This window comes from Mucilaginibacter panaciglaebae, assembly GCF_039539265.1.
Lineage (GTDB): Bacteria > Bacteroidota > Bacteroidia > Sphingobacteriales > Sphingobacteriaceae > Mucilaginibacter > Mucilaginibacter panaciglaebae.
Window position 1 is genome coordinate 108,954 of the sequence record NZ_BAABCV010000005.1, and the last position, 23,752, is coordinate 132,705.

The window sequence follows — 23,752 nt, forward strand, 5'->3', positions numbered from 1 at the left end:
ACATTATAACTAACTTAGAAATAATACACATTATCCAAAAACCCTATAATCTGCAACAATGGATATTAAACAAATACAGGATCTTATCCGCTTTGTTTCCAAATCGGGAGTAAACGAAGTATCGATCGAACAAAAAGATTTTAAGATCACTATTAAAACCGCTCAGGAGCCGACTGTAGTTCACGCAACTATTCCGGTTGCCGCACCTGCTGCCGCTGCACCTGCGCAAGCTTTGCCTGCTGCACCAGCCGCATCGTCTGCGCCTGCCGCACCAGCCGCTGCTGATACATCAAACTATGTAACTATCAAATCGCCAATGATCGGTACTTTCTACCGCTCGTCAGCGCCTGATAAACCATTGTTTGTGAATGTAGGTGACGAAATATCAAGCGGATCGGTAGTTTGTATTATCGAAGCCATGAAATTATTCAACGAGATCGAATCAGAAGTATCAGGCCGTATTGTAAAAATACTGGTTGATAACGCTTCGCCGGTTGAGTATGACCAGCCGTTATTTTTAGTAGAACCCATTTAGTGGTTGATTAGGTGAATGGTTGATTAGTGAGTGGTTAAGTCCGCAAATAATCAATCAAAAATTGATTAAAAAGATAACTTAATCACTACTTAACTAAAAAAACATGTTTAAAAAAATATTAATAGCTAATCGTGGCGAAATTGCCCTGCGCATAATCCGCACCTGTAAAGAAATGGGTATTAAAACGGTTGCTGTATATTCTACTGCCGACCGTGACAGTCTTCACGTACGTTTTGCTGATGAGGCTGTTTGTATTGGCCCGCCACCAAGCAAAGATTCCTATTTAAATATTCCAAACTTAATATCAGCTGCCGAGCTCACCAACGCCGATGCTATCCATCCGGGTTATGGTTTCTTGTCAGAGAATGCTAAATTCTCGGCCATTTGTGCCGAGTACGGCATCAAGTTTATAGGCGCTACTGCCGAGCAGATCAATGCTATGGGCGATAAAGCATCGGCTAAAGAAACCATGAAAAAAGCGGGTGTGCCAACTATCCCCGGTTCTGAAGGTTTGTTAAGCGATGTTAAACAAGGTATCGCAATTTCTAAAAAAATTGGTTATCCGGTTATTCTGAAAGCTACCGCCGGTGGTGGTGGCCGCGGTATGCGCGTGGTATGGAAAGACGAAGAGTTTGAAGCTGCCTGGGACTCGGCACGTGCTGAGTCTGGTGCTGCTTTTGGTAACGACGGTATGTACCTGGAAAAATACGTTCAGGATCCCCGCCACATTGAAATACAGGTAGTAGGCGATCAGTACGGTAAGGTTTGCCACCTGTCTGAGCGTGATTGCTCTATCCAGCGCCGTCACCAAAAGTTGGTTGAAGAGGCGCCATCGCCGTTTATGACCGAAAAGCTGCGTAAAAAAATGGGAGAGGCTGCTATTAAAGGCGCCAAAGCGGTTAAATATGAAGGAGCAGGTACTGTAGAATTTTTGGTTGATAAAGACCGCAACTTCTACTTTATGGAAATGAATACCCGTATCCAGGTGGAGCACCCGGTTACAGAAGAGGTGATTAACTTCGACTTGATAAAAGAGCAAATTAAAGTTGCGGCCGGTATCCCAATCTCAGGTAAAAATTACGAACCAACAATGCACGCCATTGAATGCCGTATCAACGCCGAAGATCCGTTTAACAATTTCCGCCCATCGCCCGGTAGGATAACCAACTTCCACTCGCCAGGTGGTCATGGTGTACGTGTTGACACACATGTGTATAGCGGTTATACTATCCCGCCAAACTACGACTCAATGATTGCCAAGGTTATCTGCGTGGCTCAAACCCGCGAAGAAGCCCTGAGCACCATGGAGCGCGCGTTAAGCGAGTTTGTTATCGAGGGTATTAAAACTACTATACCTTTCCACTTGAAATTATTGAAAGATCCAAACTTCCGTGCCGGTAACTTTACTACCAAGTTCATGGAGACGTTTGAGTATGCTGAATAATTTTAAAGTATTAATCTAAATAAGAACTAAATTGCGCCCGGCAGCGTTATAGCCTCCGGTAATATCAATGAGCGACGATAATAAGTTAGTAAAAGCAATAAAGGATAAAGGTAAAAGTCTTGAAGCCGAAATGTCATTCTTTGACCATTTGGAGGCTTTAAGATGGCATTTAATACGCGCCGCTATCGCTGTTGTGGTATTGGCGTTAGTTGCTTTTTTTAACTACGATTACATCTTTAACAATTACATCATGGGGCCTTTCCGCCCTGATTTCTGGACCTACAGAATGATGTGTAAGTTGGGCGAAGGCTTTTGCATCACCAAGTTCAATGCCGTGATTATTAATACCGAAGTTGCCGGCCAGTTTATGCTGCAGATCAATTCATCGGTGTTGATTGGTATTATTCTGTCTATACCATACATTTTGTGGGAGATATGGCGCTTTATTAAACCGGCGTTATTAGAAAAAGAACGGAAAGCAGCAAGCGGCTTTGTGTTTTATGCATCGATGCTGTTTTTGCTGGGTATCTTATTTGGCTATTATGTCATTGCGCCTGAATCGATTGCTTTCCTGGCTAATTATGAGGTAAGCGATACTATTAAAAATGAGTTTACCGTAAGTTCATACTTATCTATGGTAGCTACCATTACCTTAATTATAGGTATTGTTTTTGAGTTGCCGATATTCATTTATATTCTGGCATCAATTGGTATCCTCACCGGTACTTTCATGAAAAGAACCCGTCGTTATGCCGTAGTGATCTTGCTGATCGTCGGTGCGATCATTTCGCCATCGCCCGACTTTTTAACCACTATGATTGCCACCCTTCCGTTATTTGTTTTGTATGAGGTAGGCATTGTGGTGGCGTCGGTAGTCGAGAAACGTCGTGCCAGGGCTCACGATGAACTGATGAATTCATAGATCATTATCACCCCACCTTATAATCATGATTGAAGGATTAAAAATTGCAATCGGCGCAGATCACGCCGGGTTCGAACTGAAAAATGCTTTATTGCCCTTATTGGGCGAAGGCGTGAAAGATTTCGGTACTTTCTCCAAAGAATCATGCGACTATACCGACTTTGCTCACCCGGTAGCAACGGCAGTTGAAAATAGCGAGTTTGATTACGGCATATTGATCTGCGGTAGTGCCAATGGCGTAGCCATAGCGGCTAACAAACATCAGGGCATTCGCGCTGCATTATGCTATAATGAGGCGGTTACCGAGCCCGCCCGCAGCCATACTGATGCCAACATATTATGTATACCGTCAAACTTTGTGACGGAAGATCAGGCTAAAAAAATTGTCGAAATATTCTTTACCACCAAATTTGAAGGCGGCCGGCATGCGCGCAGAGTTAACAAAATAGCATGCGATTAATAAGCTATTCTTACATATTATTCAAAAAAAGCGGCAGGGTACTTCTCTGTCGCTTTTTTTATATTGTAAATTCATAAATTAGCAGCATGACAAGTACAGCTGAGGAATTTCTGATCGACTCAGAAAACAAATCATTTGATATCAACCACCGTCGCATCATCAACTACAATATCAATAAATATGATACGGCGGTTGATCGCGGCTTGTCGCGTATCATTAACCTTGAGAACGCTAAGCGCCGCGGCCATGTGTTGAAGTGGAAAATGATGGAAAACCTTGACAAGGTATTACCCGAGTTTGAGGCGAATTTTCAGAAGCGCGGCGGTAAAGTGATTTGGGCTAACGATGCAGCGGAAGCCAATAAAGAGATACTTAGCATTATTCAAAAGGCCGGCGCCAAAATGATTGTAAAATCAAAGTCGATGGTGACCGAGGAGATCGAACTGAACGAATTTCTGGAGCATCACGGCGTAGAATCTATTGAAACCGATCTGGGCGAATATATTATACAATTACTGGGGCAAAAGCCTTACCATATTGTTACGCCGGCTATGCACTTGTCGAAAGAAGATATTGCTAAACTGTTCCATGAGCGCTTTGGTACACCTATCGACTCAACGCCCGAACAACTAACCCAAAAAGCACGCGAACTGCTGCGCGAAAAATATGTGACAGCCGAAGTCGGTATAACCGGCGGCAACTTTTTAATTGCCGACACCGGCAGCATCGCCCTTTCAGAAAATGAGGGTAATGCACGTTTGAGTACATCATTCCCTAAAATACATATCGCTGTAGTGGGTATTGAAAAAATTATCCCGTCGCTGACGGATCTTGATCTGTACTGGCCAATGCTGGCTACCCACGGGACAGGCCAGAACCTGACCGTTTACAACACCGTATTGAGCGGCCCCCGGCAGCCTGATGAGGTTGATGGCCCCGAAGAGATGTATGTGATATTACTGGACAACGGGCGCACTAACCTGCTGGCTCAAAAAGAGCAGCGACAGGGCTTATACTGTATCCGTTGCGGTGCTTGTTTAAATGGCTGCCCTGTTTATAAAAACATCGGCGGGCACGCCTATAACACCTCCTATAGCGGGCCGATAGGTTCTATCATCACCCCGCATTTAAAAGGGATGGAAGAATTTAAGCACCTGAGCTATGCCTCAAGCCTTTGTGGTAAATGCACCGAGGTTTGCCCGGTTAAGATAGATATTCACAAAATACTGCTGCTTAACCGCCGCGATGCAGTAAAGGATGGCTATGCTCCAACCACCGAAAAATGGGGTTGGTTTGCCTGGAAAAAAGGTATGTTGAGCCGCAAGCTCGAGGACTTTTTTAGCGGTAGCACCAAAAACAAGTTGTTAAAAACTTTCTTCAAGAAAAGCTGGGGGCATTATAAAGCCATGCCACACGTTGCGCCAAAATCATTTACCGAGCAATGGAAGGAGCGTCATCAAAATCAGGAATAGGTTATGTTGATGTCATCTCTCGACCGTAGGGAGATATGACAACCTTGTATTTTTTTCACGCTGCTTGAAGTGGAAACATGGGCAGCAGACAATTTTTTTGTTGAGCACTTTCGATTAAAACCGCCTTCTACATTTTGCATCGGCGATTATCTTCCTTAAATTAGGTGCCCTCTTAACTTGTATATTGGGGGCAGTGCAAACAGATTAAATTGATGTATGATTTTTGACCGGAAGAATCTGGACGATAACGCGTTGATTGCAATTTACAAGAAGTTGCTATACCCGCGTGTTATCGAAGAGAAAATGTTGATCCTGCTGCGGCAGGGGCGCATTGGCAAGTGGTTTTCCGGCATTGGTCAGGAGGCTATTGCCGTTGGCGCTACCCTGGCTATGGAGCAGGGCGAGTATATCTTGCCTATGCATCGCAATTTGGGAGTATTCACTACCCGGGGTGTCCCGTTCCATCGTTTAATGGGGCAATGGATGGGTAAGGCATCCGGCTTCACCAAGGGGCGCGACCGCTCGTTCCATTTCGGTACACAGGAACATAAAATTATCGGCATGATATCGCACCTGGGCCCGCAAATGGCTCTGGCTGATGGTATAGCTTTGGCCGATGTATTGGCCGACCGCAAAAAAACCACGCTGGTGTTTACCGGTGAGGGCGGCACCAGCGAAGGCGATTTCCATGAGGCCGTAAACATTGCGGCAGTTTGGAATTTGCCGGTTATTTTCCTGATCGAGAACAATGCTTATGCACTGTCTACCCCTACCCAGGAACAGTATCGCGCAAAAAAACTGACGGATAAGGCTATTGGCTATGGCATAGAGGGCCGGCAATTAAACGGAAACAATATCCTGGATATGTACTATGGAATCAGCGAGATTGCGCATAGTATACGCCAAAGGCCCCGGCCGGTTCTTGTAGAATGCACGACGTTCAGGATACGCGGGCATGAGGAAGCATCGGGCACTAAATATGTACCTGCCGAACTGATTGCCGAGTGGCAGGACAAGGATCCGCTGCATAGTTTTGAAAACTTTCTGATAGCCGAAAATGTACTTCGCCCGGAATGGATCCCCTTTTTGCGCGATGGATTTTTAAAAGAGATTGACCCGGTTATTGACCGCGTATTGGCCGAAAAAGACATCCGGCCTAATATTTTTACCGAGCTTGGCGATGTGTACAGACCTTTTGCCAGGCCTTCATTTAAACTCTCGCCCAAATCAAACATAGTACGATTTATTGATGCTATACGCGATGGGCTGCTGCTCTCCATGAGCAAATATCCAAACCTGGTTATAATGGGTCAGGATATTGCCGAATATGGCGGTGTTTTTAAAGTAACCGAAAATTTCAGTGAGCTTTTCGGCAAAGAACGTGTACGCAATACCCCCCTTTGTGAATCGGGCGTTATTGGTGCCGCTATGGGTCTGGCATTAAATGGTTATAAAGCCATAGTTGAAATGCAGTTTGCCGATTTTGTAAGCAGCGGTTTTACCCAGGTGGTAAATAACCTGGCCAAAACCCATTATCGATGGGGACAAAATGTTGATGTAGTAATACGTATGCCTACCGGTGCCGGTACCGCAGGCGGCCCCTTTCACTCGCAGAGTAATGAGGCCTGGTTCACTAAAACCCCAGGGCTAAAAGTGGTTTATCCGGCTTTTCCGGCAGATGCCAAGGGCTTGCTTATGTCGGCCATTGCCGACCCCAACCCGGTGATGTATTTTGAGCATAAATACCTGTATCGTAATCTGACCGGCGAGATGCCCGAAGGGGAAATATTTATAGAGATAGGCAAGGCTCGCATAGTTAAAAAAGGCACTCAGGCTACTATTGTTACGTATGGCTACGCTGTACATTGGGCGCTTGAATACCTGAGCTTGCACCCGGATCAATCTATCGAGATTATTGATCTGCGCAGCCTGCAACCATGGGATAGCGCTACGGTCATTGCCAGTGTAAATAAAACGCATAGAGCGCTGGTGTTGCATGAAGATACGCTAACCAGCGGCTTCGGCGCCGAGGTTGCTGCCGTGATAGGTGAGAAGTGTTTTTCTGAACTGTATGCCCCTGTAATACGCTGCGCCAGCCTGGATACGCCGGTGCCGATGGATAAAAATTTAGAGAAGCAATTTTTGGGTAAATCGCGCCTTGAAAAGGCCATGCAGCAGTTGCTGAATTATTAGTTGGTGCATAGGCAGACATCCGCAGTTGTGCCTGCAGATCAAAATCCGCAGTTTTTACATATAAACAACAAATTTTTGTATAAACTTGTATGCACAAATAGTTGAAGGGGATATCACCATGAACCACGAATTTTATCGCCAGATATTAAACAAGCAGCAACAGGCTGAAGCAATACCTTCTAACAAAGAGATCACCGCCTGGGCTTTGCAGGTAATTCGTTTGTTGTTCCCTGAACAATCTAAGAAAGTATTTATTTCTATAGGGCAATTGCAGGATGAGTTTGCCAGGCTGCAGGATGAACTTTTGCATATTATGGAAGGCACCAAAGCCTGTGCCGAGGGCGATAACAAGCATCGTGCGCAAGGTTTTTTTAACAGCTTACCCGAATTATACCGGGTACTTAATACAGATATAGAAGCCATTTTTAATGGCGACCCTGCTGCATGCAGTGAATTTGAGGTCATCCGTACTTACCCGGGGTTTTTCGCAATATCATTTTATCGCCTGGCGCATAGCTTATATGTACATGGCGTTCCAATAATTCCGAGGATATTAACCGAGTACGCGCATTCAAAAACCGGTATTGACATACATCCGGCCGCTCATATTGACGAATATTTCTACATTGACCACGGTACCGGTATTGTAATCGGCGAGACTACCCGCATTGGTAAAAATGTAAAGTTATATCAGGGGGTAACTTTGGGTGCACTAAGCGTTGCTAAATACATGGCAAACACAAAACGCCATCCAACGGTTGAGGATAATGTGGTGATCTATTCGGGTGCTACCATTTTAGGCGGCGAAACAGTAGTAGGACATGACAGTGTCATCGGAGGGAATGTTTGGTTAACCAAAAGTGTTGAACCGCATTCGCGTGTTTTTCACGCTTCAACGGTGAAGGTTTTAAAAAAGAGCGAAGATTGAAATGGCAACATTAATTGAGTTGATCGGTAATACGCCGCTGGTTGAAATAAAGCGACTAAATCCAAATCCTAACGTTAAGATATACGGCAAGCTGGAAGGCAATAACCCGGGCGGAAGTGTGAAAGACCGTGCGGCTTTAAACATGATCAGAAGCGCTTTAGAGCGGGGCGACATCAAGCCGGGCAGTAAACTAATTGAAGCCACCAGTGGTAACACAGGCATCGCGTTAGCTATGATTGCTTGTTTGTACGGACTGGAAATTGAGATAGCATTGCCATCAAACTCAACGCAGGAACGTATATTGACAATGGAAGCCTTCGGCGCCAAAGTTACCTTGCTGGATGGCATCGAAGCCTGCCGCGATTACGCCGAAGACAAAGCAGCTAACCAGGGCTATTATATCCTGAACCAGTTTGCTAACCATGATAATTACATGGCGCACTATAAAACTACCGGCCCCGAGATATGGCGCGATACCGAGCAAAAGATAACGCACTTTGTAAGTGCTATGGGTACCACCGGCACCATTATGGGCTGTTCAAAATTTTTAAAAGAAGTTAATCAGAACATACAGATCATAGGCTGCCAGCCAACCGACGGCTCTTCAATACCGGGCATACGCCGCTGGCCTGAAGCTTATTTGCCAAAGATATTTGACCCCTCAAGAGTTGACCGTGTAATGGATATTTCTGAAGCTGCCGCAACGGACATGGCCCGCAGATTCGCACGCGAGGAAGGTGTGTTTGCCGGCATGAGCAGCGGCGGAGCATTATCGGCAGCTATCGAGCTGGCTAAAGAACTTAAAGAGGGCGTTATCGTCTTTATCTGCTGCGATCGTGGTGATCGTTACCTCAGCAGTAATTTATTCGGGTAAAATTTTTTGTTATGCTGAGATAGTGAAGCATCGGCTACGTCTGCTTTCCGTACCCAACCCGGATACAAAATTAAGTGATCCAAATTGGTTCAAAATCAAGACCTGTAAGTCAGAAAAAGTGATTCAAGGTGATCCAAACTAAAACCTTGGTTTTTATAAATTTCTGATTATCAATAGATTCTATTTTTAAGGCGATCTAACGTGATCAAAGTGATCCACATCAGTGTGGATCACATGGCTGCTTTATCCAAATACTGCGCCAGCGCGGCGATCCGTGCCGATACCGCAGCAATCTGCTGTTTCACTTCATCCCAATTACGTTGTTCTATCGCTTCGCGGATGCCCGGCATCGTTTTTACGCCATAACCGGTATAAAAGCCGGGGGCATAAATAGTGTGCCGATACCATGGGCGGCGTGGTAAACCTGCCGGCGACAGCAACTGTTGCTCGGCTTTGTAAACTATTTCATTTAATAATTTATGATCAGTGTCGGACGCAGGGGCTGCAGCTACTTTATTGGCCAGTTTGCCGGCACTTGCCTTTAATGCATCTAGCGCGGATGTTAGTGGCGAGAAATCAATAGCCGGCACTTCTGATTTAGCAAGTGGCGCATCCATGTGTTTGGTGGGGTCGGCTGCCAGCCTGTAGATATTGGTTTTTAACAACTGATTTTGCATAGCGGTGCTTTCGCGCATATTGTTAGCTAATTCTACTAATTCTTTGCAGTAGCCATCAAGTGTTGTATACAGGTTTCTGAAATCAAATGGCAAAACATCGGCATCGGCCATGCGCAGTACAGCATGACCAACGGTTTTAGCCAATACTGCGCTATAAACAGAACCAGGATCTTTAAAACGATTATAATCGGTATAAGAATCAATAATAGAATGGTATTCTCCGCCAGTGCCTTCTCCGCCATACCCTATATCCAGCGTAGGCACGCCTAAGTGCTGTAGAAACGACGAAAAGTCTGAGCCTGAACCCAGCGCATCAATGGGTTCAACTTTACGGTCCAGGATCTCTTTACGTGCTTTTACCGAGCTTGCATTAGCCAGATCATGTGCCTTGCTCCTTTCGCCCACGGTCACTTTAGTTTCCGGATCAATTACGCTTTTTGATACCTCGCCGATAAAGTTCTCCAATGCATGTGAGCCGCCGGCATGATAAAACCCGCGTGATATGTCATCCGAGTTAATATACACTACTGCTTTTTGCTGCAGCTCTTTGTCATGGTCTTCCACATACTCGGTCGAGCCTAGCAGCCCCGGCTCCTCGCCGTCCCAGGCGCAATAAACAATGCTGCGTTTAGGTTTCCAGCCGGTTTTGAGCAGGTCGCCTATAGCTTTGGCTTCGTCAAGCATAGCAGTTTGTCCGCTTAGCGGATCGTCGGCCCCATTTACCCAACCGTCATGATGATTACCACGCATTACCCATTCATCAGGATAAGTAGAGCCTTTTATTTTGGCAATGACATCATAAGCCGTCACCAAATCCCAGTTAAATTCCAGTTTTAAATGCACAACGGCCTTACCCGGGCCTACATGATAGGTAAACGGCAATGCTCCGCGCCATTCGGCAGGTGCTACCGGGCCTTCCAGTGCGGTTAGTAAAGGTTGAGCGTCTTTATAGCTGATAGGCAACACCGGTATTTTCAATATTGTAACAGCCTCTTTTCTGTCCAGCCGTTTCGCCTTATCGGTCGAGCCGATATTCGGTGTCAGCGGATCGCCGGGATAGATCACCATATCCATTACCGAACCACGTTGTACGCCGGTTTCGTTTTTAAATGCGCCTTTGGGATAAACATCACCGGCAAAATAGCCGTCATCTTTCGGGTCGGAATAAATGATACAGCCAATAGCACCATGCTCGTAAGCTACCTTAGGCTTAATGCCACGCCAAGATTTACCGTACTTGGCAATTACGATCTTTCCTTTTACATCAATGCCCATGCTGGCCAGCATATCATAGTCGTCTGGTAAGCCATAGTTCACAAACACTAACTGACCGGTCACATCACCATCAGCGCTCCAGGCGTTGTAAGTAGGCAACTGCCCGTTCTGGTCTGTCGTTGGGTCTTCAACCAACGGATTCTCTTTCAGGCCGGCTATAAACCTGGTAGGGGCGGTCATTTCGAGTAATCGCGTTTTCGGTGTCGGAAACAATACTTTGTATGGCTGCAAATGGGCATCAAACCCATACGATTTAAATTTTTTCAATATCTTTTCAGCAACCACTTTACCACCCGGCGAACCTAAATGATGCGGATAGGCTGACAAGTCTTTAAGTGTAGCGCTGATTCGTTCTGAGCTGATAGATTGATCAAATTGCTGCTCGGTTTGTAATTGTTTAGCCGACGAGTTGGACGTGAAACCCATTAAAGGGTTGTCCTGGGCATTTGCATAGGTGGCGCCAAAAGCGATAAGACTAAACGCAAATAATTTCTTCATGGATGTGAGGCGGTTGTTGTGCGCAATTAAGGTAGGTAATTTTTGCCTGAGGAGCAAGATTAGAAAACGGCGAGATAGATTAGAGGCGACTTATCCGGTAAATCAGGTCTGCCGGGCAATCTCTTTCATGATAGCGCAGTTAAAGCTGCTGCTTCATTCCAATTTAGTGTAGTGCTGTAATGATCTACTGTACCATTTTATTGGCGCAGCATGAACTGGCAAACGCTTCGGGTTTGGCTTTAAATACAAAACCCATGCTTAAAATGTAACCCATTGCTTCATGCAGCGCCTGGTTTGATTTAAACATGGGGTTAGTATTAATATCTGCGTGTACCTCCAGATCAACATCATACAGGTCAAGCAAGTCGCAAAGTTTGTATGAAATGTCAATCGACTTTTGTACCTCGGTAAGCATGCGTTCTTTGATACTCATTTTTTGCCCGGTACGCTCCTGGTGGATGTACATAAATCCGCCGCGGCCTTCGCGTAAAAAAACAATAACAGTAGCAAAGTCAGTAATGGCTCCCTTTACCTGCGAGTCGGTACCGATGCATACTTTGAGCTTGTTGCCTTGCAAGGTTTCGCGCTCAATGGTTTTTTCAACTTCTTCAATAATGGGCGATTGGATGACTTCTCCGCTAAATTTTCTCCATGTCATAAAGTACGTTTTTAGTATAAGTTAATGCATATCTTAAAGATAAAGCACAATACAGCATAAAACGTTTACCTTATGATGATTTATTTGTTAACATTTTGCCTATATATCAACAGGTTAACAAATAATCAGGACAAAAACCTACTGTTTTTTAATCTCAACGCGGCGGTTTCTCGCACGGCCCGGTTCGGTGTTGTTGTCGGCGATGGGCTTTTTGTCACCATAGCCTTTAACAATCAAATTGTCGCCGCTTACGCCTGAGTTAACCAGGTACGTTTTTACTGAATTTGCTCTTTCAACAGACAAAGCCATATTGTGCGCGTCGGTGCCTTCGGCAGAGGCATGTCCATTAAGCACAAATTTTACGGTTGGATCTTTTTTCATCTCGGCAGCCGCTTTGTCCAATCTTGGGTAAGATTCGGTTTTCAGAATGCCTGAGTTAAATTCAAATTGTATGTTGGCAAAGTTATAGTTTGGTTTTTCAGGAACAGGCGCAGGGGTCGGTTTTTGAGCAGGAGCAGGTGCGGGTTTTGGTGCCGGAGCGGGCGTCATAGCTTCGGTTTCAACAGGAGCAGCCGCAACCGGCTTTGGTTTTTTTGCCTTACAGGCATCTAACAAAATCATGACTGATAATACGGAAACGGATAAAGAAAGAACTTTTACAAATTTCATAATGTAATGGATTGTTTGGTTTAAAACGGGCTTTAAGAACCGATATTGTAAATAATACACTAGTTAATAATCGGCGGCTAAGATATTTTAATATTGTTTGAGGCTAAAGACAACGTTATCAACAAATAAACATTTTGTTGGTTAATCTTTATGTAAATGAAGAACATTATATTTTTTGGCGACAGCCTGACAGCGGGATACGGCTTAGTAAATGTACACAATGAGTCACTTCCGGCATTGATACAACAAAAAATAGAGGCATTGGGGCTACAGTATAAAGCAATCAATGCCGGATTGAGCGGAGACACTACCTACGGTGGTTTAAGCCGGCTGGACTATTGGTTAAGCCGGCCGGTTGATGTTTTTGTTTTAGAGCTCGGATTAAATGACGCAATACGAGGTGTGCCGGTAAGCATGACCAAACAAAACCTAATACAGATCATAGACCGTGTTAAAGAGAAATATCCACAAGTAAAAATAGCTTTAATGGGAATGCAACTACCGAGGTTCCTGACTAACTCAAGAGTAGAAGCATTTAGTAATATATACAGGGATTTGGCACACGGTCATCAGCTGCCTTTTGTGCCATTTTACCTGGAAGGCGTTGCCGGGAAACGGCATTTGAACCTGCAGGATGGCCTGCATCCATCAGCCGAAGGCTATAAGGTTATAGCTGAAAATGTTTGGCCGGTAATAAAAAGCTTGTTGTAATGCCATTGCGAGCAATGGCGCAGCTAAATAAGAATTGCTGCGCTTAGATCGCAATGGCAGTTTTTTATACAGTAACAGTTAACGTAGTGCCAGTTATAGCTATGGTGTATCGCTTAAGGGCGCGCGTTGCGGGCCCTTGTATCAAGGCGCCGGTTTTACTAAACTCGCTTCCATGGAGGGGGCAAATGAATATTCCCTGGCTGTTGTTATAATTAATGGATGTTCCTTCATGTGTACAGGCTACTTGTACCGCGGTGAATGAACTTACTACATTCCCACCAGCCAGTCGTACAATGATAATGCCGTTGCTTACTGACTGGTCGCCAATGTTTTTTAGAGACGAATTCAAGTCAATATCAACTGTCGTGCCTGTTGCCGGCGGATTATTATTGCCGCCCGAAGGGCCGGGACTGCCACTTTTACTGCATGATACTACGCTGCAACCCATACACACTGCAAGGGTGCCGATACCCAGTTTGGTTAAAAATTCATTACGTTCCATGTTAGTTTTATAGAGGGTAACTGTTGTTATTCTTCTTTCATTTTTTTATGCTTGCCGCTAAAGTCAAACATGCGCGAAATGGTGAAACCAATACGGTACTGACCTCTTGAGTAACGTTGCTGCGACCTGCTTAGCATATTCATTTCAGCAACAGAATTGGCATTGGTAATATTTACTGTAAATACGTGTCCTCCGGTTTCAACCTCATAGCCAAAGCCGAGGGGGTCTTTGAAGCTATAAGTGTCGCTTCTGAAGTTAGAAAAAGGATGGGCATAATCAATAATAAACCCGGTATGATTGGTCAGCTTTATACGCGCGGCGGCTTGCAATGAGAAAAACGATTGCTCGTTATTAGCAGGACTTATCGGGAATGGGGTGTTTTGACGAAGGTAGCTTGGTGCCACCTGCAGGGAAACAGCCGAAGCAAATTTATGCGCTATAATTACCTGGGCAAAGTACGATAATCTGCTGCTAAAAGTAGGAAACGTTGCGCCCTGGTATGGCTGCGCACCGGCCTCGCCCAACAAGGTAACCGCCAGTGGCGAGCTGCCATCGGATATTTGGTGAACTAAGGCCCACTTTAATTCCAACTGTATTAATTGCCCTATGGTACTGCGCCCGAGGTCGACATTAAAGTTGTCGCTCACGCCATATTCAAATCCAAAAAAAACATCATTAACCCTATCTATGCCAAATGCGGTCGATCCACCACCATTAGCACCGGCTATGTCGCCAAAGCGGTGAATGATCTGAAAATTAAACTCATTTTTTTTAACCATCTCGGTAGTTTGAGACAGCACCAGCCGGGAAGATTTAAAAATGGCTACCGGGACCGGTTTTTCATCTTTACTCATGGCGCTCATTAAAGAATCAGCTGCCGATTTTTCTTGTGCCTTTGCACCGATGGTCAGTGCAAGTGCGGCTACTAATACGATGTGTTTTTTCATTGTCGTGATAATTGTGTTTAACTTATTTGGCTGCCGTATAGGTGGCAGTAACATTCATTTTAATGCTTTCGGCGATGTTGTGAAACACCAGTCGGGGTATATCAATGTGATGATCGACGCATTTAACCATAAATTCTGATTTCATGGTGATGGTGCCGTTGTTGACAGTCAGAGTACCCGGTATGGTACGGTTTTGTTTTACATTATGTACATCGAGCACCCCGGTAACGGTAATGGGATAAGTGCCATTCTTAGTCAGGTCCGGGTGCTCTTGTATCTTACCTTTAAATGTCGCGTGCGGGTATTTATCGCTTTCCAGGTAATCGCTGTTAAAATGCTCTTGCATTAATGATTTTGGGAACTTGAATGTGTTGATTGCTACGCTGAAAACCAGGTCGCCGGTACCGGAGTTATAAACCGATTGCCCGGAGCTGGTTTTAGCTGCTATATCTTCGATAGGAGCACTTGAAAAGAGACTGATCTCGGCATTCTTACACATGTAAAGTCCCTGTCCCGTCTGGAATAAGCTCATCCAGGCGAGTAAAATAATACTGATATGTTTCATGTTTTACTTAGGTTTTGTTAGCGAATTAATGTTCCAGTTAAGCCCTACCGCTACACCAAAGGTTTGCACCTTAACCTGGCTATAGCCGATGTCTGACAATGGTAACTTTAAATAAGGTGTCAAACTTAAACCCACTTTAGAGTTCACTTTGCGCTCATAACTTGCCTGCAAGTTCATGATGCTGAAAAAATATTTGCCCTTCCCCTTAACCGCATAAGATGACGGACCTGGATATGGCGTGTCGCCATAGTCATACTTGTAGCTTTCATGCATCATGATGTATGAAGATATACCTGTACCAATACCAATCTTGTTACCCGATTTGTTAAGCAACTGATAGCCAACGTTTATCGGGATGTCCAATACCCGGCAGTCTGCAGTTACAGTCTGGGGGTCATATCTAAATTTATAAGCGGTATGATACGCGCTAAATGGCAAAGAGTATGGCTTGGTTGAATAAGTGGCGCCGGTGCTGACAAAGAACTTCTTAACGCCTACTGTAAACAATAATCCGACATTAGTACCCGGGCTGGTAGATTGAAATGAGCCTACGCCGTTAACCTCTGAAGCTGCCAGTACACTTAATGCATATTGGGGCTTGAAAGCAATACTGGTTTTAGTCTTTGCCGACTGTGCAGGCGACGCAATAGCCACCGCATTTATGCCCGTTCTTGACGGCTTAGTCAACACCTCCGGATTTGCGCCTGATATGTCATTGATAGTAATTGCACCGGTGCTTAAAGGTGCTATTGCCAGGTAAGACCTTGTGCTGTCGGCCGCCAAATTATTGTTAAATGCAGGTGCATCTAACCTTTGCTTTTTACCGTTTGACGATGCTGCGCCATTGGCTTTGTTAAGGCCGGCTAAATACTGCCGCTGCACCCTGGTTGGTTGAGCGGTGCTTTTTTCAATAGCCGGCGCGTTTGCAGCCTTAGCATTTGATGATGGGGTTGGATGCGCGGCGGGTTGACTGTTTACGACTACTTGTTGCTGGTGCGTGGCAGCGGCAGGAGCTTGTGCTCTTGTTGTTTTATTAACAGCTACCTGCTGTTTATTTTGCACTGTAGTATCAGCCTGCGGCGCAAACAGCCACCAGCCAAAAAATGCAAGCAACACTGCTGCAACGCTGCCCAAAACAGGCAGCCAGAAAACCTTCCCACGATGCTTCCCCTGTTCAAGCATGTTCTCGAAGTTATCCCAATCACTTTCTCTGAACGCCGGTTCATTAACCGGGTCCTGAAGACTGTGTTTGAAGATATCATCTATGCTCTGTTCTTTTTTCATTCCCTAATACCTTTATTACTATAAAATACCGGCGAAACGCTGGCCGCATTGATAGCCATCACAGGTGTAAAACCCACGCCGTTTGAATAATTACCGGATTGATCTGCATCCAGGATCATCTGCTTTAATTTTTGCCTCGCTTTAAACAGATTTGATTTTGAGGTGCCGATGTTGATGTTCAGCATTTCGGCAATCTCCTCATGCGAGTAGCCGTCTATGGCAAACAGGTTAAATACCGTGCGGTACCCCTGCGGCAGCTTTTGTACCATAGCCAGCAGATCATTATAATTTAAATTATTATCTGTGGCTACACTTGAGTCATAAACATGCTCTGCTTGTTCCAGATCTTCGGTATAAGCCATTTTAAGGTTTGCCCTATAATAATCAATCGACACATTAGTCATAATCCGACCCAGCCAGGCTTTAAACGGCCGCGATGTGTCATACGATTCTATTTTAGTGAACACCTTAAAAAATCCCTGGTTCATCACCTCGGCTGCTTCATCCCTATCGCCGGCATAGCGTAAACAGATAGCCATAGAGAAGCCGTAAAATGCTTTATACAGCATTTTCTGACATTTCCTGTCCTGTTTTAAACAGCCATTAATCAGTTGGTGTAACTCTTTTTCGCCCATTGGGTTAATAATAGTTGCCTGGGTGACTTTATCCGTTAATTATTAGCATCACGTTAATTAACAATGAAAGGTTGCCCTGATCAATAAATTTATTTAAAAAAATCGAATTGTATATAATAAAAAAATGGCGCTGACTATGTAAATTTTAAAAGCATAGGCAACCTTTTAGTATTGTGGTTCGTGTTTCAGGTAAACACCTGTGATAAAACAAGAATAACGATACTAAAATGGTTCCATTATCAATAGTTATTATAACCAAAAATGAGGCTGAAGCAATAGGCGAGTGTATTGCAGCTGCAAAATTGATCACTGACGATATTATTATTATAGATAATTATAGTACCGACGAGACCAGCAATATTGCTATTACTCAGGGCTGCCGCTTTTACCAGTGTAATTGGGACGGTTATGGAGCCAATAAAAATAAAGGTATCGTGCTGGCTAAGTACAATTGGATTTTAAGCTTAGATGCTGATGAGATTGCCGACCTGGAGCTGATACTTTCTCTGCATAGCCTGAAATTAGATGACCCGACAGTGGTTTATGACGTTCGGTTTAAATCTTACTTTGGAAAAAAACTAATACGTTACGGCGCCTGGGGACGAGATCACCATATCCGCCTGTTTAACCGTACACGGGTTAAGTGGTGCAGTTCTAATGTGCATGAAACGTTGTTACTGCCCGAGGGCACCCAAATGCAACGATTGGACGGCTATATGCATCATTACTCGGTAAAAGACCACCGTGAATGCTATACTAAAGCACTTTTCTACGCACGCCTAAGCGCAGAGAAGTATCTGAACAATGGGAAAAAAGCTAATATTATAAACCTGTATCTATCACCAATATTCAGCTTTGTAAAGACATATGTTTTGTACGGGGGATTTTTAGATGGAAGAGAAGGCCTGGATATAGCCCTCATTACTTATAAAAACAAATGGCTGAAATACCACTACCTGCTCAGGTTAGAAAACGGCCAAAAGAAAAAGAAATACCTTAGGCCTGAACTGGCTGTGGAGTATTAACTTCAAGTCTTATGAAGGCCGCGGGTCACTTAAAAAATTTTTCTGCGAATGCGCTGCAGCTGGTAGCTAACAATATTTTCGGTTTAGTTATTTTTTATGTGCTTTCAACCGGTTTAAGTAAAGCAGATTTTGGCCGCCTCAACCTGGTGCTGGCTATTTTGCTTGCTGCTTTTAATGTTCTCTCCTGTGGTATCGACCAACTCATCGTCAAAAAAATTGCTGCGGATGATGACCGGCAATCTGCGCTTTCGTTGTATATCATTCACACCCTCATAACCGGCATTATTTTGTATAGCATGCTCTTAGCCGGCTATACTTTCATCCCCAACAACACTTCAATTTATCAATTACTGCTGCTCGTAGGTATCGGCAAGTTGATGATCTATTTTTCGACACCTTACAAACAAGCTGCTAACGGATTAGAGAAGTTTAAGCTGATGGCATGGCTATCAGTAATATCTAACTTTGTGCGATGCGCATGCTTGTTGGTTTGCCTGTTGGTGCATAGGTTTAGTCTTAGCACCGTTGTAGCTGTTTTCATCGCCGGAGATATCTTAGAGTTTGTAATAGGGTTGATCTTATTCAAACGTTGGGCTGGCATACTGATAACACTAAAGTGGAATAAGAGAAAGTATTTCGAACTGGTTAAAGAGGCATTACCGCAAATCGGCGTAGTGATCATTACTTCGTCGCTTGCACGTTTCGATTGGATATTTATTGGTATCATGCTGTCTGCTATTAAATTGGCGGAATACAGCTTTGCCTATAAGGTGTTTGAAATAGCCTTGTTGCCGCTATCGGCCGTTGCGCCGTTGCTGATACCGCGATTCACCAAAATGTTTAAACAAGGCGATATCAATATCAATGGAATGAAATTTTTAATGAGTACAGAAGCTATCATAGCGGGCCTGTCAGTACTATTGATCAATATTTATTGGAGCCCCGTTATAGACTGGGTAACGCATGGAAAATATGGTGCGGTAAACCAACATGTGATATTCTTTCTGTCGCTATGCTTGCCACTACTTTATCTCGAAAATTTTTTATGGACGATGTTCTTTGCGCAGGGCAGAATGAAAATGATACTCCACGCTTTTATTATCACGCTGGCAGTAAATGTTTTGGGCGATATAATATTAATCCCACTCTTTCAAAATGAAGGCGCCGCAATAGCTTTTTTGTTGGCGTGTATAGCGCAGATCATCTTTTATCTGGATAGAAATAATATTGCCGGTTTACAGGGTGTATGGCAGCCGGTACTCACCTGTACCATCTGCGCCGTTGTGGCCGGATTAGGAGCGCGATCGATAACCGCCGATAACTGGCTTGTTATACCCGTAGCAATAGTTTTTTATGGCGGATTACTGTTGATTACCGGGCAGATTAACCACAGCGCGCAAGCACGTTTAAAAGCTATATTTAGCTAAACCTGATTTTTGTAGTCGGTTATGCTTAGCGTATGCTGGCAGAAGCTATATTCATGCGCTTGATTGGAGCAAATAACGGTAAGCCGGCCTGTTGCGAATTGCTGTACCAGGTTGATATACCATTCCACTCCTTGTGCATCCAGATTGGAGGTTGGTTCGTCCAGCATCAGAATAGGTGTATCTGTACAAAAGGCCAATGCCAGCTTTAGCCTTTGTTTCATTCCCGACGAAAAATATCTGATCAACTTATTGGCATTTCCGGGCAAATTAAGAAGGTCAAGGATAGCGGCTTTGTCTATTCCCGGTTTATAGTTTTTAAACTTGAAATGGAAATCGATCATTTCGCTTAATGAAAATTCCTCGATCAACTCAAGATATGGTGCCGCAAGGCTCAGGTAATTGTATACCTCGCTTACTTCTATTGGAGTGCCATTGCCGGTATACACAATCTCACCCATTGACGGCGCCAAACTACCATTCAGAATAGCTAATAAAGTAGATTTTCCTGATCCGTTAGAACCCAATATGGCATAAGTTTCGCCCTGATTAAATGTATAATCAACCCCGTTGAAAATCCAGTCGCGGTTAAAGCGACGGCCTATATTTTTAAGGGTGATTTGCATGGCGTTTATTTGGTCAATGGTCGATAAACCATAGTCCATAGCTACAATACCCCTTAATTATGGACTATCGACTATGAGCTATGGACTTAGAACTATGAATTCCCAAACCCTTTCATGATGCCGCGTTGCGAGTTCTGCACAAAATTGATGATCTCGTCGCGTTCAATAGTTGGGTTAAACTCGGCTTCAATAATGTCGAGTGCTTTGGTAATATTATATTTTTTCAGGAAAATGACACGGTAAATTTCCTGTATCTCGGCAATTTTTTCATTGGTAAAACCACGACGGCGTAACCCTACCGAGTTAATACCAATATAAGATACAGGTTCACGCCCGGCTTTGGTATATGGTGGTACGTCTTTACGAACCAATGATCCACCTGAGATCATGCAGTGTGCACCTATCTCAACAAACTGATGTACTAAAGACCCGCCGCCAATGAAAGCAAAATCGTATACATTAATATGGCCGGCCAGTTGTACCGAGTTGGCTACAATAACGTTATCACCAATCACACAATCATGTGCCACGTGTACGTAAGCCATCAGCAGGCAGTTGCTGCCTATGGTTGTGGTGTTTTTATCTAAGGCGGTGCCGCGGTTAAGGGTTACGCATTCGCGGATCACGGTATTATCGCCAACCGTTACCGTACTTGGCTCGCCCTTGTATTTCAAATCCTGAGGCGGTGCCGATACTACAGCGCCTGGAAAAATACGGCAGTTTTTACCAATGCGGGCACCGTCCATAATTACAGAGTTTGAACCTATCCAGGTGCCCTCGCCAATTTCAACATCCTTGTGGATGGTAACAAATGGTTCGATCACCACGTTATCGGCTATTTTAGCCTGCGGATGTATGTATGCTAGAGGCTGGATCATGCTTCTTCAGTTTTTGTTTGTTTAACAATTTGTGCCATCAGTTCGGCCTCAACAACTACGCGCTCGCCTACCACGCCTACACCTTTCATTTGTGCTATTCCACGGCGTATAGGTGCAAGCAAATTGCAATGGAATATAATGGTGTCGCCTGGCACTACTTTATCTTTAAAGCGGGCATTCTCGATCTTAAGAAATAACGTTATATAATTTTCAGGATCAGGTACCGTATTCAGCACCAATATACCACCGGTTTGGGCCATTGCCTCAATTTGCAAAACACCTGGAAATAAAGGCGTTCCGGGGAAATGTCCCTGGAAGATGCCTTCATTCATTGTGACATTTTTCAGACCCACCACATGGCTTTTGGTTAGTTCCAATATCTTATCGACCATCAGCATAGGATAACGATGCGGTAATATTTTCATGATCTGTTCGGTATCATAAACCGGCTTCATGGTTGGGTCGTACACCTTAAAGTGTTTACGGCTGCGTTCTTTTTTTATCAGCGTTTTGATCTTTTTAGCAAAAGCTACGTTTGCCGCATGGCCCGGTCTGGCTGCCATAATGTGACCGCGCAATGGTACGCCAACCAGCGCCAGATCGCCAATCATATCTAATAATTTATGGCGGGCAGGCTCGTTTTGATGGCGTAGTTCGATGTTATTTAAAATCCCTTGCGGTGCAACTTTGATATCCTTACGGTTAAACAGTTTAGCCAGATGGTTCAGCTCTTCCTCGTCTACTTTTTTGTCAACTACAACAATAGCGTTATTCAGATCGCCGCCCTTGATCAGGTCATGTTTTAACAGCATTTCCAACTCATGCAGAAAGCAGAACGTGCGGCATGAAGCAATGCTGTCAACAAACTCGGTTATCGACGATATACTGGCATGCTGACTCCCCAAAACCTGCGAATTGTAATCAACCATGCAAGTAAAGCGATAGTCATCGTCCAGAGGCATGGCTACCATTTCTACTTTACGGTCGGGTTCAGAATAATGGATGTTATAGGGAATATGATAATATTCGCGGTCGGCTTCCTGGTCAGTGGAGCCAACCTGTGTTAATGCTTCAACAAATTGTATCGAGCTTCCATCCATAATCGGTGTTTCGGGGCCATCCATATCAATAAGCACATTGTCTATCTCCAGGCCCACTAATGCGGCCAATACATGCTCTATGGTACTAACGCTGGCGCCGTTTTGCGAGATAGTAGTTCCGCGTGATGTATCTGTAACGTTATCTACATCGGCATCAATAACAGGCATTCCGGCTATATCAATCCTTCTGAATTTATAGCCATGGTTTTCGGGTGCCGGATTGAAGGTCATGGTAACCTTTTCGCCTGTATGCAAACCCGAGCCTGAAATAGAGACGGGTGCCTTAATAGTTCTTTGTTTGATGTTCATACTATGCTCATTCGTTCATTAGTTTCACTTGTGGTTTCTGGTGAAAGTGATAATAAACGTTAGTCTTTTTTTAATTCTTTGATGATTTTTTCGAGTTCGTAAACCCTCTTGTCCAACTCGGGCAGCTGCCGTAGTTTAGCGTATGCCCGCAGGTAGTCTTTATAAGGCATATGCGGTCCGCCACCCCAGGCTTGTCCTTCTTGTTTGATTGAACTATTAATGCCGGCTCTGGCCGAAAATTGGCTTCCATTAGCGACGCTTAAATGACCGGCAATACCAACCTGGCCGCCCATCATTACACGTTCTCCTATTTTGGTGCTGCCCGATATGCCGGTCTGCGCAGCAATAACGGTATTTGCACCAACTTCTACATTATGTGCAATTTGCACCAGGTTGTCAATCTTTGCACCCTTACGGATGATAGTTGACCCCATCGTTGCGCGGTCGACAGTTGTATTTGACCCTACCTCGACATCGTCCTCTAAAATAACATTGCCTATTTGAGCTATCTTTTTGTAGGTGCCGTCAGCAGTAGGGGCAAAGCCAAAGCCATCGCTGCCAATCACGGCGCCCGAGTGCACAATTACGTTGTCGCCCAGCGCGCAGTCAAAGTACACCTTAACACCCGAAAACAGGGTTACGTTTTTACCCAGCGTCGCATTGTCGCCTATATAGCTGTTTGGGTAGATCTTGCTTTTGTCACCAACTTTTACCCCTGGTCCAATATAGGAGAAAGCACCAATGTAAACATTCTCGCCAATTTGCGCGGTCGGGTGGATAAAACAAGGCTGCTCAATGCCGCTTTTATCCAACTTGATAGTATTGTAGGCTTCTAATAGTACTGAAAAGGCGCTATAAGCATCTTCAACGCGTATTAAGGTAGCTTTAACAGGACTTGCCAACACCTGACTGTTATTTACAATAACAATAGATGCATCGGTGCTGTAAAGATATTGCTCATACTTGGGATTGGCCAGAAAAGACAGCGAGCCAGTGCCCGCTTCCTCTATCTTGGCTAATGCGCTAACCGCCACTGACGAGTCGCCCTCGACGGTTCCATTTAGTATTGAAGCTATTTGCTGTGCCGTAAATTGCATTGGGGCAAATTTAATGTTAAAATTATATTATCAGCGATTAGAGA

At 44.4% G+C, this 23,752-nt stretch carries 23 protein-coding genes; 11 read left to right on the forward strand and 12 right to left on the reverse strand.

Annotated features, from left to right (window positions below; translation table 11 throughout):
* Positions 1–58: 58 nt before the first annotated feature.
* From accB to cysM, 8 genes are all read left to right on the forward strand, one after another.
* Positions 59–535, forward strand: coding sequence for an acetyl-CoA carboxylase biotin carboxyl carrier protein (gene accB / locus ABD772_RS08240; RefSeq protein WP_345102747.1), 477 nt, complete (start codon positions 59–61; stop codon positions 533–535).
* A 103-nt stretch (positions 536–638) separates the two neighbouring features.
* Positions 639–1,979 (forward strand): acetyl-CoA carboxylase biotin carboxylase subunit, encoded by a 1,341-nt coding sequence (gene accC / locus ABD772_RS08245; RefSeq protein ID WP_345102749.1) that lies wholly within the window; start codon positions 639–641, stop codon positions 1,977–1,979.
* A 67-nt stretch (positions 1,980–2,046) separates the two neighbouring features.
* The gene (tatC, locus tag ABD772_RS08250; protein ID WP_345102751.1) at positions 2,047–2,901 is read left to right on the forward strand and encodes a twin-arginine translocase subunit TatC; all 855 of its coding nucleotides are present in this window, start codon (positions 2,047–2,049) and stop codon (positions 2,899–2,901) included.
* Positions 2,902–2,926: 25 nt separating this feature from the next.
* Positions 2,927–3,361, forward strand: coding sequence for a ribose 5-phosphate isomerase B (rpiB, locus tag ABD772_RS08255; protein WP_345102753.1), 435 nt, complete (start codon positions 2,927–2,929; stop codon positions 3,359–3,361).
* A gap of 86 nt (positions 3,362–3,447) precedes the next feature.
* Complete coding sequence (locus ABD772_RS08260) at positions 3,448–4,833, forward strand: LutB/LldF family L-lactate oxidation iron-sulfur protein (protein ID WP_345102755.1); 1,386 nt, start codon at positions 3,448–3,450, stop codon at positions 4,831–4,833.
* 216 nt (positions 4,834–5,049) lie between these two features.
* The gene (locus ABD772_RS08265; RefSeq protein WP_345102757.1) at positions 5,050–7,026 is read left to right on the forward strand and encodes an alpha-ketoacid dehydrogenase subunit alpha/beta; all 1,977 of its coding nucleotides are present in this window, start codon (positions 5,050–5,052) and stop codon (positions 7,024–7,026) included.
* A gap of 118 nt (positions 7,027–7,144) precedes the next feature.
* A complete protein-coding gene (gene epsC / locus ABD772_RS08270) occupies positions 7,145–7,954 on the forward strand; it encodes a serine O-acetyltransferase EpsC (RefSeq protein WP_345102759.1) in 810 nt (269 codons plus the stop codon).
* A 1-nt stretch (position 7,955) separates the two neighbouring features.
* Entirely contained in the window at positions 7,956–8,828 is an 873-nt protein-coding gene (gene cysM / locus ABD772_RS08275; protein ID WP_345102761.1) for a cysteine synthase CysM, read from the forward strand.
* A 230-nt stretch (positions 8,829–9,058) separates the two neighbouring features.
* Here the strand turns inward: cysM and ABD772_RS08280 are convergent, their stop codons facing one another.
* The 3 genes from ABD772_RS08280 to ABD772_RS08290 all read right to left on the reverse strand — a co-directional run bounded on the left by ABD772_RS08280 (position 9,059) and on the right by ABD772_RS08290 (position 12,605).
* Entirely contained in the window at positions 9,059–11,278 is a 2,220-nt protein-coding gene (locus ABD772_RS08280; RefSeq protein WP_345102763.1) for a transferrin receptor-like dimerization domain-containing protein, read from the reverse strand.
* 184 nt (positions 11,279–11,462) lie between these two features.
* On the reverse strand, positions 11,463–11,936 hold the full coding sequence (locus tag ABD772_RS08285) for a ribonuclease H-like YkuK family protein (RefSeq protein WP_345102765.1): 474 nt from the start codon (positions 11,934–11,936) through the stop codon (positions 11,463–11,465).
* A 138-nt stretch (positions 11,937–12,074) separates the two neighbouring features.
* Entirely contained in the window at positions 12,075–12,605 is a 531-nt protein-coding gene (locus ABD772_RS08290; protein ID WP_345102767.1) for an OmpA family protein, read from the reverse strand.
* A gap of 156 nt (positions 12,606–12,761) precedes the next feature.
* Here ABD772_RS08290 and ABD772_RS08295 point away from each other — a divergent pair, with 156 nt between their 5' ends.
* Positions 12,762–13,316 carry an arylesterase gene (locus tag ABD772_RS08295; RefSeq protein ID WP_345102769.1) on the forward strand — a complete coding sequence of 185 codons (555 nt, stop codon included), beginning with the start codon at positions 12,762–12,764 and terminating at the stop codon, positions 13,314–13,316.
* A gap of 64 nt (positions 13,317–13,380) precedes the next feature.
* Here the strand turns inward: ABD772_RS08295 and ABD772_RS08300 are convergent, their stop codons facing one another.
* From ABD772_RS08300 to ABD772_RS08320, 5 genes are read right to left on the reverse strand one after another with little or no spacing between them, the layout of a single operon-like run.
* Positions 13,381–13,818 (reverse strand): QcrA and Rieske domain-containing protein, encoded by a 438-nt coding sequence (locus ABD772_RS08300; protein ID WP_345102771.1) that lies wholly within the window; start codon positions 13,816–13,818, stop codon positions 13,381–13,383.
* Between the two features lie 26 nt (positions 13,819–13,844).
* Positions 13,845–14,765, reverse strand: coding sequence for a DUF5777 family beta-barrel protein (locus ABD772_RS08305; protein WP_345102773.1), 921 nt, complete (start codon positions 14,763–14,765; stop codon positions 13,845–13,847).
* Positions 14,766–14,787: 22 nt separating this feature from the next.
* Positions 14,788–15,330: a YceI family protein gene (locus tag ABD772_RS08310; RefSeq protein ID WP_345102775.1), complete on the reverse strand. Its 543-nt coding sequence runs from the start codon at positions 15,328–15,330 to the stop codon at positions 14,788–14,790.
* A 3-nt stretch (positions 15,331–15,333) separates the two neighbouring features.
* Entirely contained in the window at positions 15,334–16,614 is a 1,281-nt protein-coding gene (locus ABD772_RS08315; RefSeq protein WP_345102777.1) for a hypothetical protein, read from the reverse strand.
* Positions 16,611–17,249, reverse strand: a complete 639-nt coding sequence (locus ABD772_RS08320; protein WP_345102779.1) for an RNA polymerase sigma factor — start codon at positions 17,247–17,249, stop codon at positions 16,611–16,613. The genes ABD772_RS08315 and ABD772_RS08320 overlap by 4 nt, the downstream gene beginning before the upstream one ends.
* A 227-nt stretch (positions 17,250–17,476) precedes the next feature.
* Between ABD772_RS08320 and ABD772_RS08325 the strand changes: the two genes are divergently transcribed.
* Entirely contained in the window at positions 17,477–18,274 is a 798-nt protein-coding gene (locus ABD772_RS08325; RefSeq protein ID WP_345102781.1) for a glycosyltransferase family 2 protein, read from the forward strand.
* Positions 18,275–18,285: 11 nt separating this feature from the next.
* A complete protein-coding gene (locus ABD772_RS08330; RefSeq protein WP_345102783.1) occupies positions 18,286–19,701 on the forward strand; it encodes an oligosaccharide flippase family protein in 1,416 nt (471 codons plus the stop codon).
* Here the strand turns inward: ABD772_RS08330 and ABD772_RS08335 are convergent.
* The 4 genes from ABD772_RS08335 to lpxD are packed head-to-tail and all read right to left on the reverse strand — an operon-like array spanning position 19,698 to position 23,708.
* Positions 19,698–20,363, reverse strand: a complete 666-nt coding sequence (locus ABD772_RS08335; RefSeq protein ID WP_345102785.1) for an ABC transporter ATP-binding protein — start codon at positions 20,361–20,363, stop codon at positions 19,698–19,700. The genes ABD772_RS08330 and ABD772_RS08335 overlap by 4 nt on opposite strands.
* Before the next feature lie 53 nt (positions 20,364–20,416).
* Positions 20,417–21,202: an acyl-ACP--UDP-N-acetylglucosamine O-acyltransferase gene (gene lpxA, locus ABD772_RS08340; RefSeq protein WP_345102788.1), complete on the reverse strand. Its 786-nt coding sequence runs from the start codon at positions 21,200–21,202 to the stop codon at positions 20,417–20,419.
* On the reverse strand, positions 21,199–22,611 hold the full coding sequence (locus ABD772_RS08345) for a bifunctional UDP-3-O-[3-hydroxymyristoyl] N-acetylglucosamine deacetylase/3-hydroxyacyl-ACP dehydratase (protein ID WP_345102790.1): 1,413 nt from the start codon (positions 22,609–22,611) through the stop codon (positions 21,199–21,201). Before ABD772_RS08345 ends, lpxA begins: the two co-directional genes overlap by 4 nt.
* A gap of 59 nt (positions 22,612–22,670) precedes the next feature.
* Positions 22,671–23,708, reverse strand: coding sequence for a UDP-3-O-(3-hydroxymyristoyl)glucosamine N-acyltransferase (lpxD, locus tag ABD772_RS08350; protein ID WP_345102792.1), 1,038 nt, complete (start codon positions 23,706–23,708; stop codon positions 22,671–22,673).
* Positions 23,709–23,752 lie beyond the last annotated feature (44 nt).

What these genes read in the sequence shown, in the direction of transcription:
- ABD772_RS08315 (WP_345102777.1), bottom strand. Translation starts at nt 16,614, where the DNA reads ATGAAAAAAGAACAGAGCATAGATGATATCTTCAAACACAGTCTTCAG.
- rpiB (WP_345102753.1), top strand. Translation starts at nt 2,927, where the DNA reads ATGATTGAAGGATTAAAAATTGCAATCGGCGCAGATCACGCCGGGTTC.
- tatC (WP_345102751.1), top strand. Translation starts at nt 2,047, where the DNA reads ATGAGCGACGATAATAAGTTAGTAAAAGCAATAAAGGATAAAGGTAAA.
- ABD772_RS08330 (WP_345102783.1), top strand. Translation starts at nt 18,286, where the DNA reads ATGAAGGCCGCGGGTCACTTAAAAAATTTTTCTGCGAATGCGCTGCAG.
- accC (WP_345102749.1), top strand. Translation starts at nt 639, where the DNA reads ATGTTTAAAAAAATATTAATAGCTAATCGTGGCGAAATTGCCCTGCGC.
- cysM (WP_345102761.1), top strand. Translation starts at nt 7,956, where the DNA reads ATGGCAACATTAATTGAGTTGATCGGTAATACGCCGCTGGTTGAAATA.
- accB (WP_345102747.1), top strand. Translation starts at nt 59, where the DNA reads ATGGATATTAAACAAATACAGGATCTTATCCGCTTTGTTTCCAAATCG.
- ABD772_RS08325 (WP_345102781.1), top strand. Translation starts at nt 17,477, where the DNA reads ATGGTTCCATTATCAATAGTTATTATAACCAAAAATGAGGCTGAAGCA.
- ABD772_RS08260 (WP_345102755.1), top strand. Translation starts at nt 3,448, where the DNA reads ATGACAAGTACAGCTGAGGAATTTCTGATCGACTCAGAAAACAAATCA.
- lpxA (WP_345102788.1), bottom strand. Translation starts at nt 21,202, where the DNA reads ATGATCCAGCCTCTAGCATACATACATCCGCAGGCTAAAATAGCCGAT.
- ABD772_RS08265 (WP_345102757.1), top strand. Translation starts at nt 5,050, where the DNA reads ATGATTTTTGACCGGAAGAATCTGGACGATAACGCGTTGATTGCAATT.
- ABD772_RS08320 (WP_345102779.1), bottom strand. Translation starts at nt 17,249, where the DNA reads ATGGGCGAAAAAGAGTTACACCAACTGATTAATGGCTGTTTAAAACAG.
- lpxD (WP_345102792.1), bottom strand. Translation starts at nt 23,708, where the DNA reads ATGCAATTTACGGCACAGCAAATAGCTTCAATACTAAATGGAACCGTC.
- ABD772_RS08300 (WP_345102771.1), bottom strand. Translation starts at nt 13,818, where the DNA reads ATGGAACGTAATGAATTTTTAACCAAACTGGGTATCGGCACCCTTGCA.
- ABD772_RS08310 (WP_345102775.1), bottom strand. Translation starts at nt 15,330, where the DNA reads ATGAAACATATCAGTATTATTTTACTCGCCTGGATGAGCTTATTCCAG.
- ABD772_RS08295 (WP_345102769.1), top strand. Translation starts at nt 12,762, where the DNA reads ATGAAGAACATTATATTTTTTGGCGACAGCCTGACAGCGGGATACGGC.
- ABD772_RS08335 (WP_345102785.1), bottom strand. Translation starts at nt 20,363, where the DNA reads ATGGACTATGGTTTATCGACCATTGACCAAATAAACGCCATGCAAATC.
- ABD772_RS08280 (WP_345102763.1), bottom strand. Translation starts at nt 11,278, where the DNA reads ATGAAGAAATTATTTGCGTTTAGTCTTATCGCTTTTGGCGCCACCTAT.
- ABD772_RS08290 (WP_345102767.1), bottom strand. Translation starts at nt 12,605, where the DNA reads ATGAAATTTGTAAAAGTTCTTTCTTTATCCGTTTCCGTATTATCAGTC.
- ABD772_RS08285 (WP_345102765.1), bottom strand. Translation starts at nt 11,936, where the DNA reads ATGACATGGAGAAAATTTAGCGGAGAAGTCATCCAATCGCCCATTATT.
- ABD772_RS08345 (WP_345102790.1), bottom strand. Translation starts at nt 22,611, where the DNA reads ATGAACATCAAACAAAGAACTATTAAGGCACCCGTCTCTATTTCAGGC.
- ABD772_RS08305 (WP_345102773.1), bottom strand. Translation starts at nt 14,765, where the DNA reads ATGAAAAAACACATCGTATTAGTAGCCGCACTTGCACTGACCATCGGT.
- epsC (WP_345102759.1), top strand. Translation starts at nt 7,145, where the DNA reads ATGAACCACGAATTTTATCGCCAGATATTAAACAAGCAGCAACAGGCT.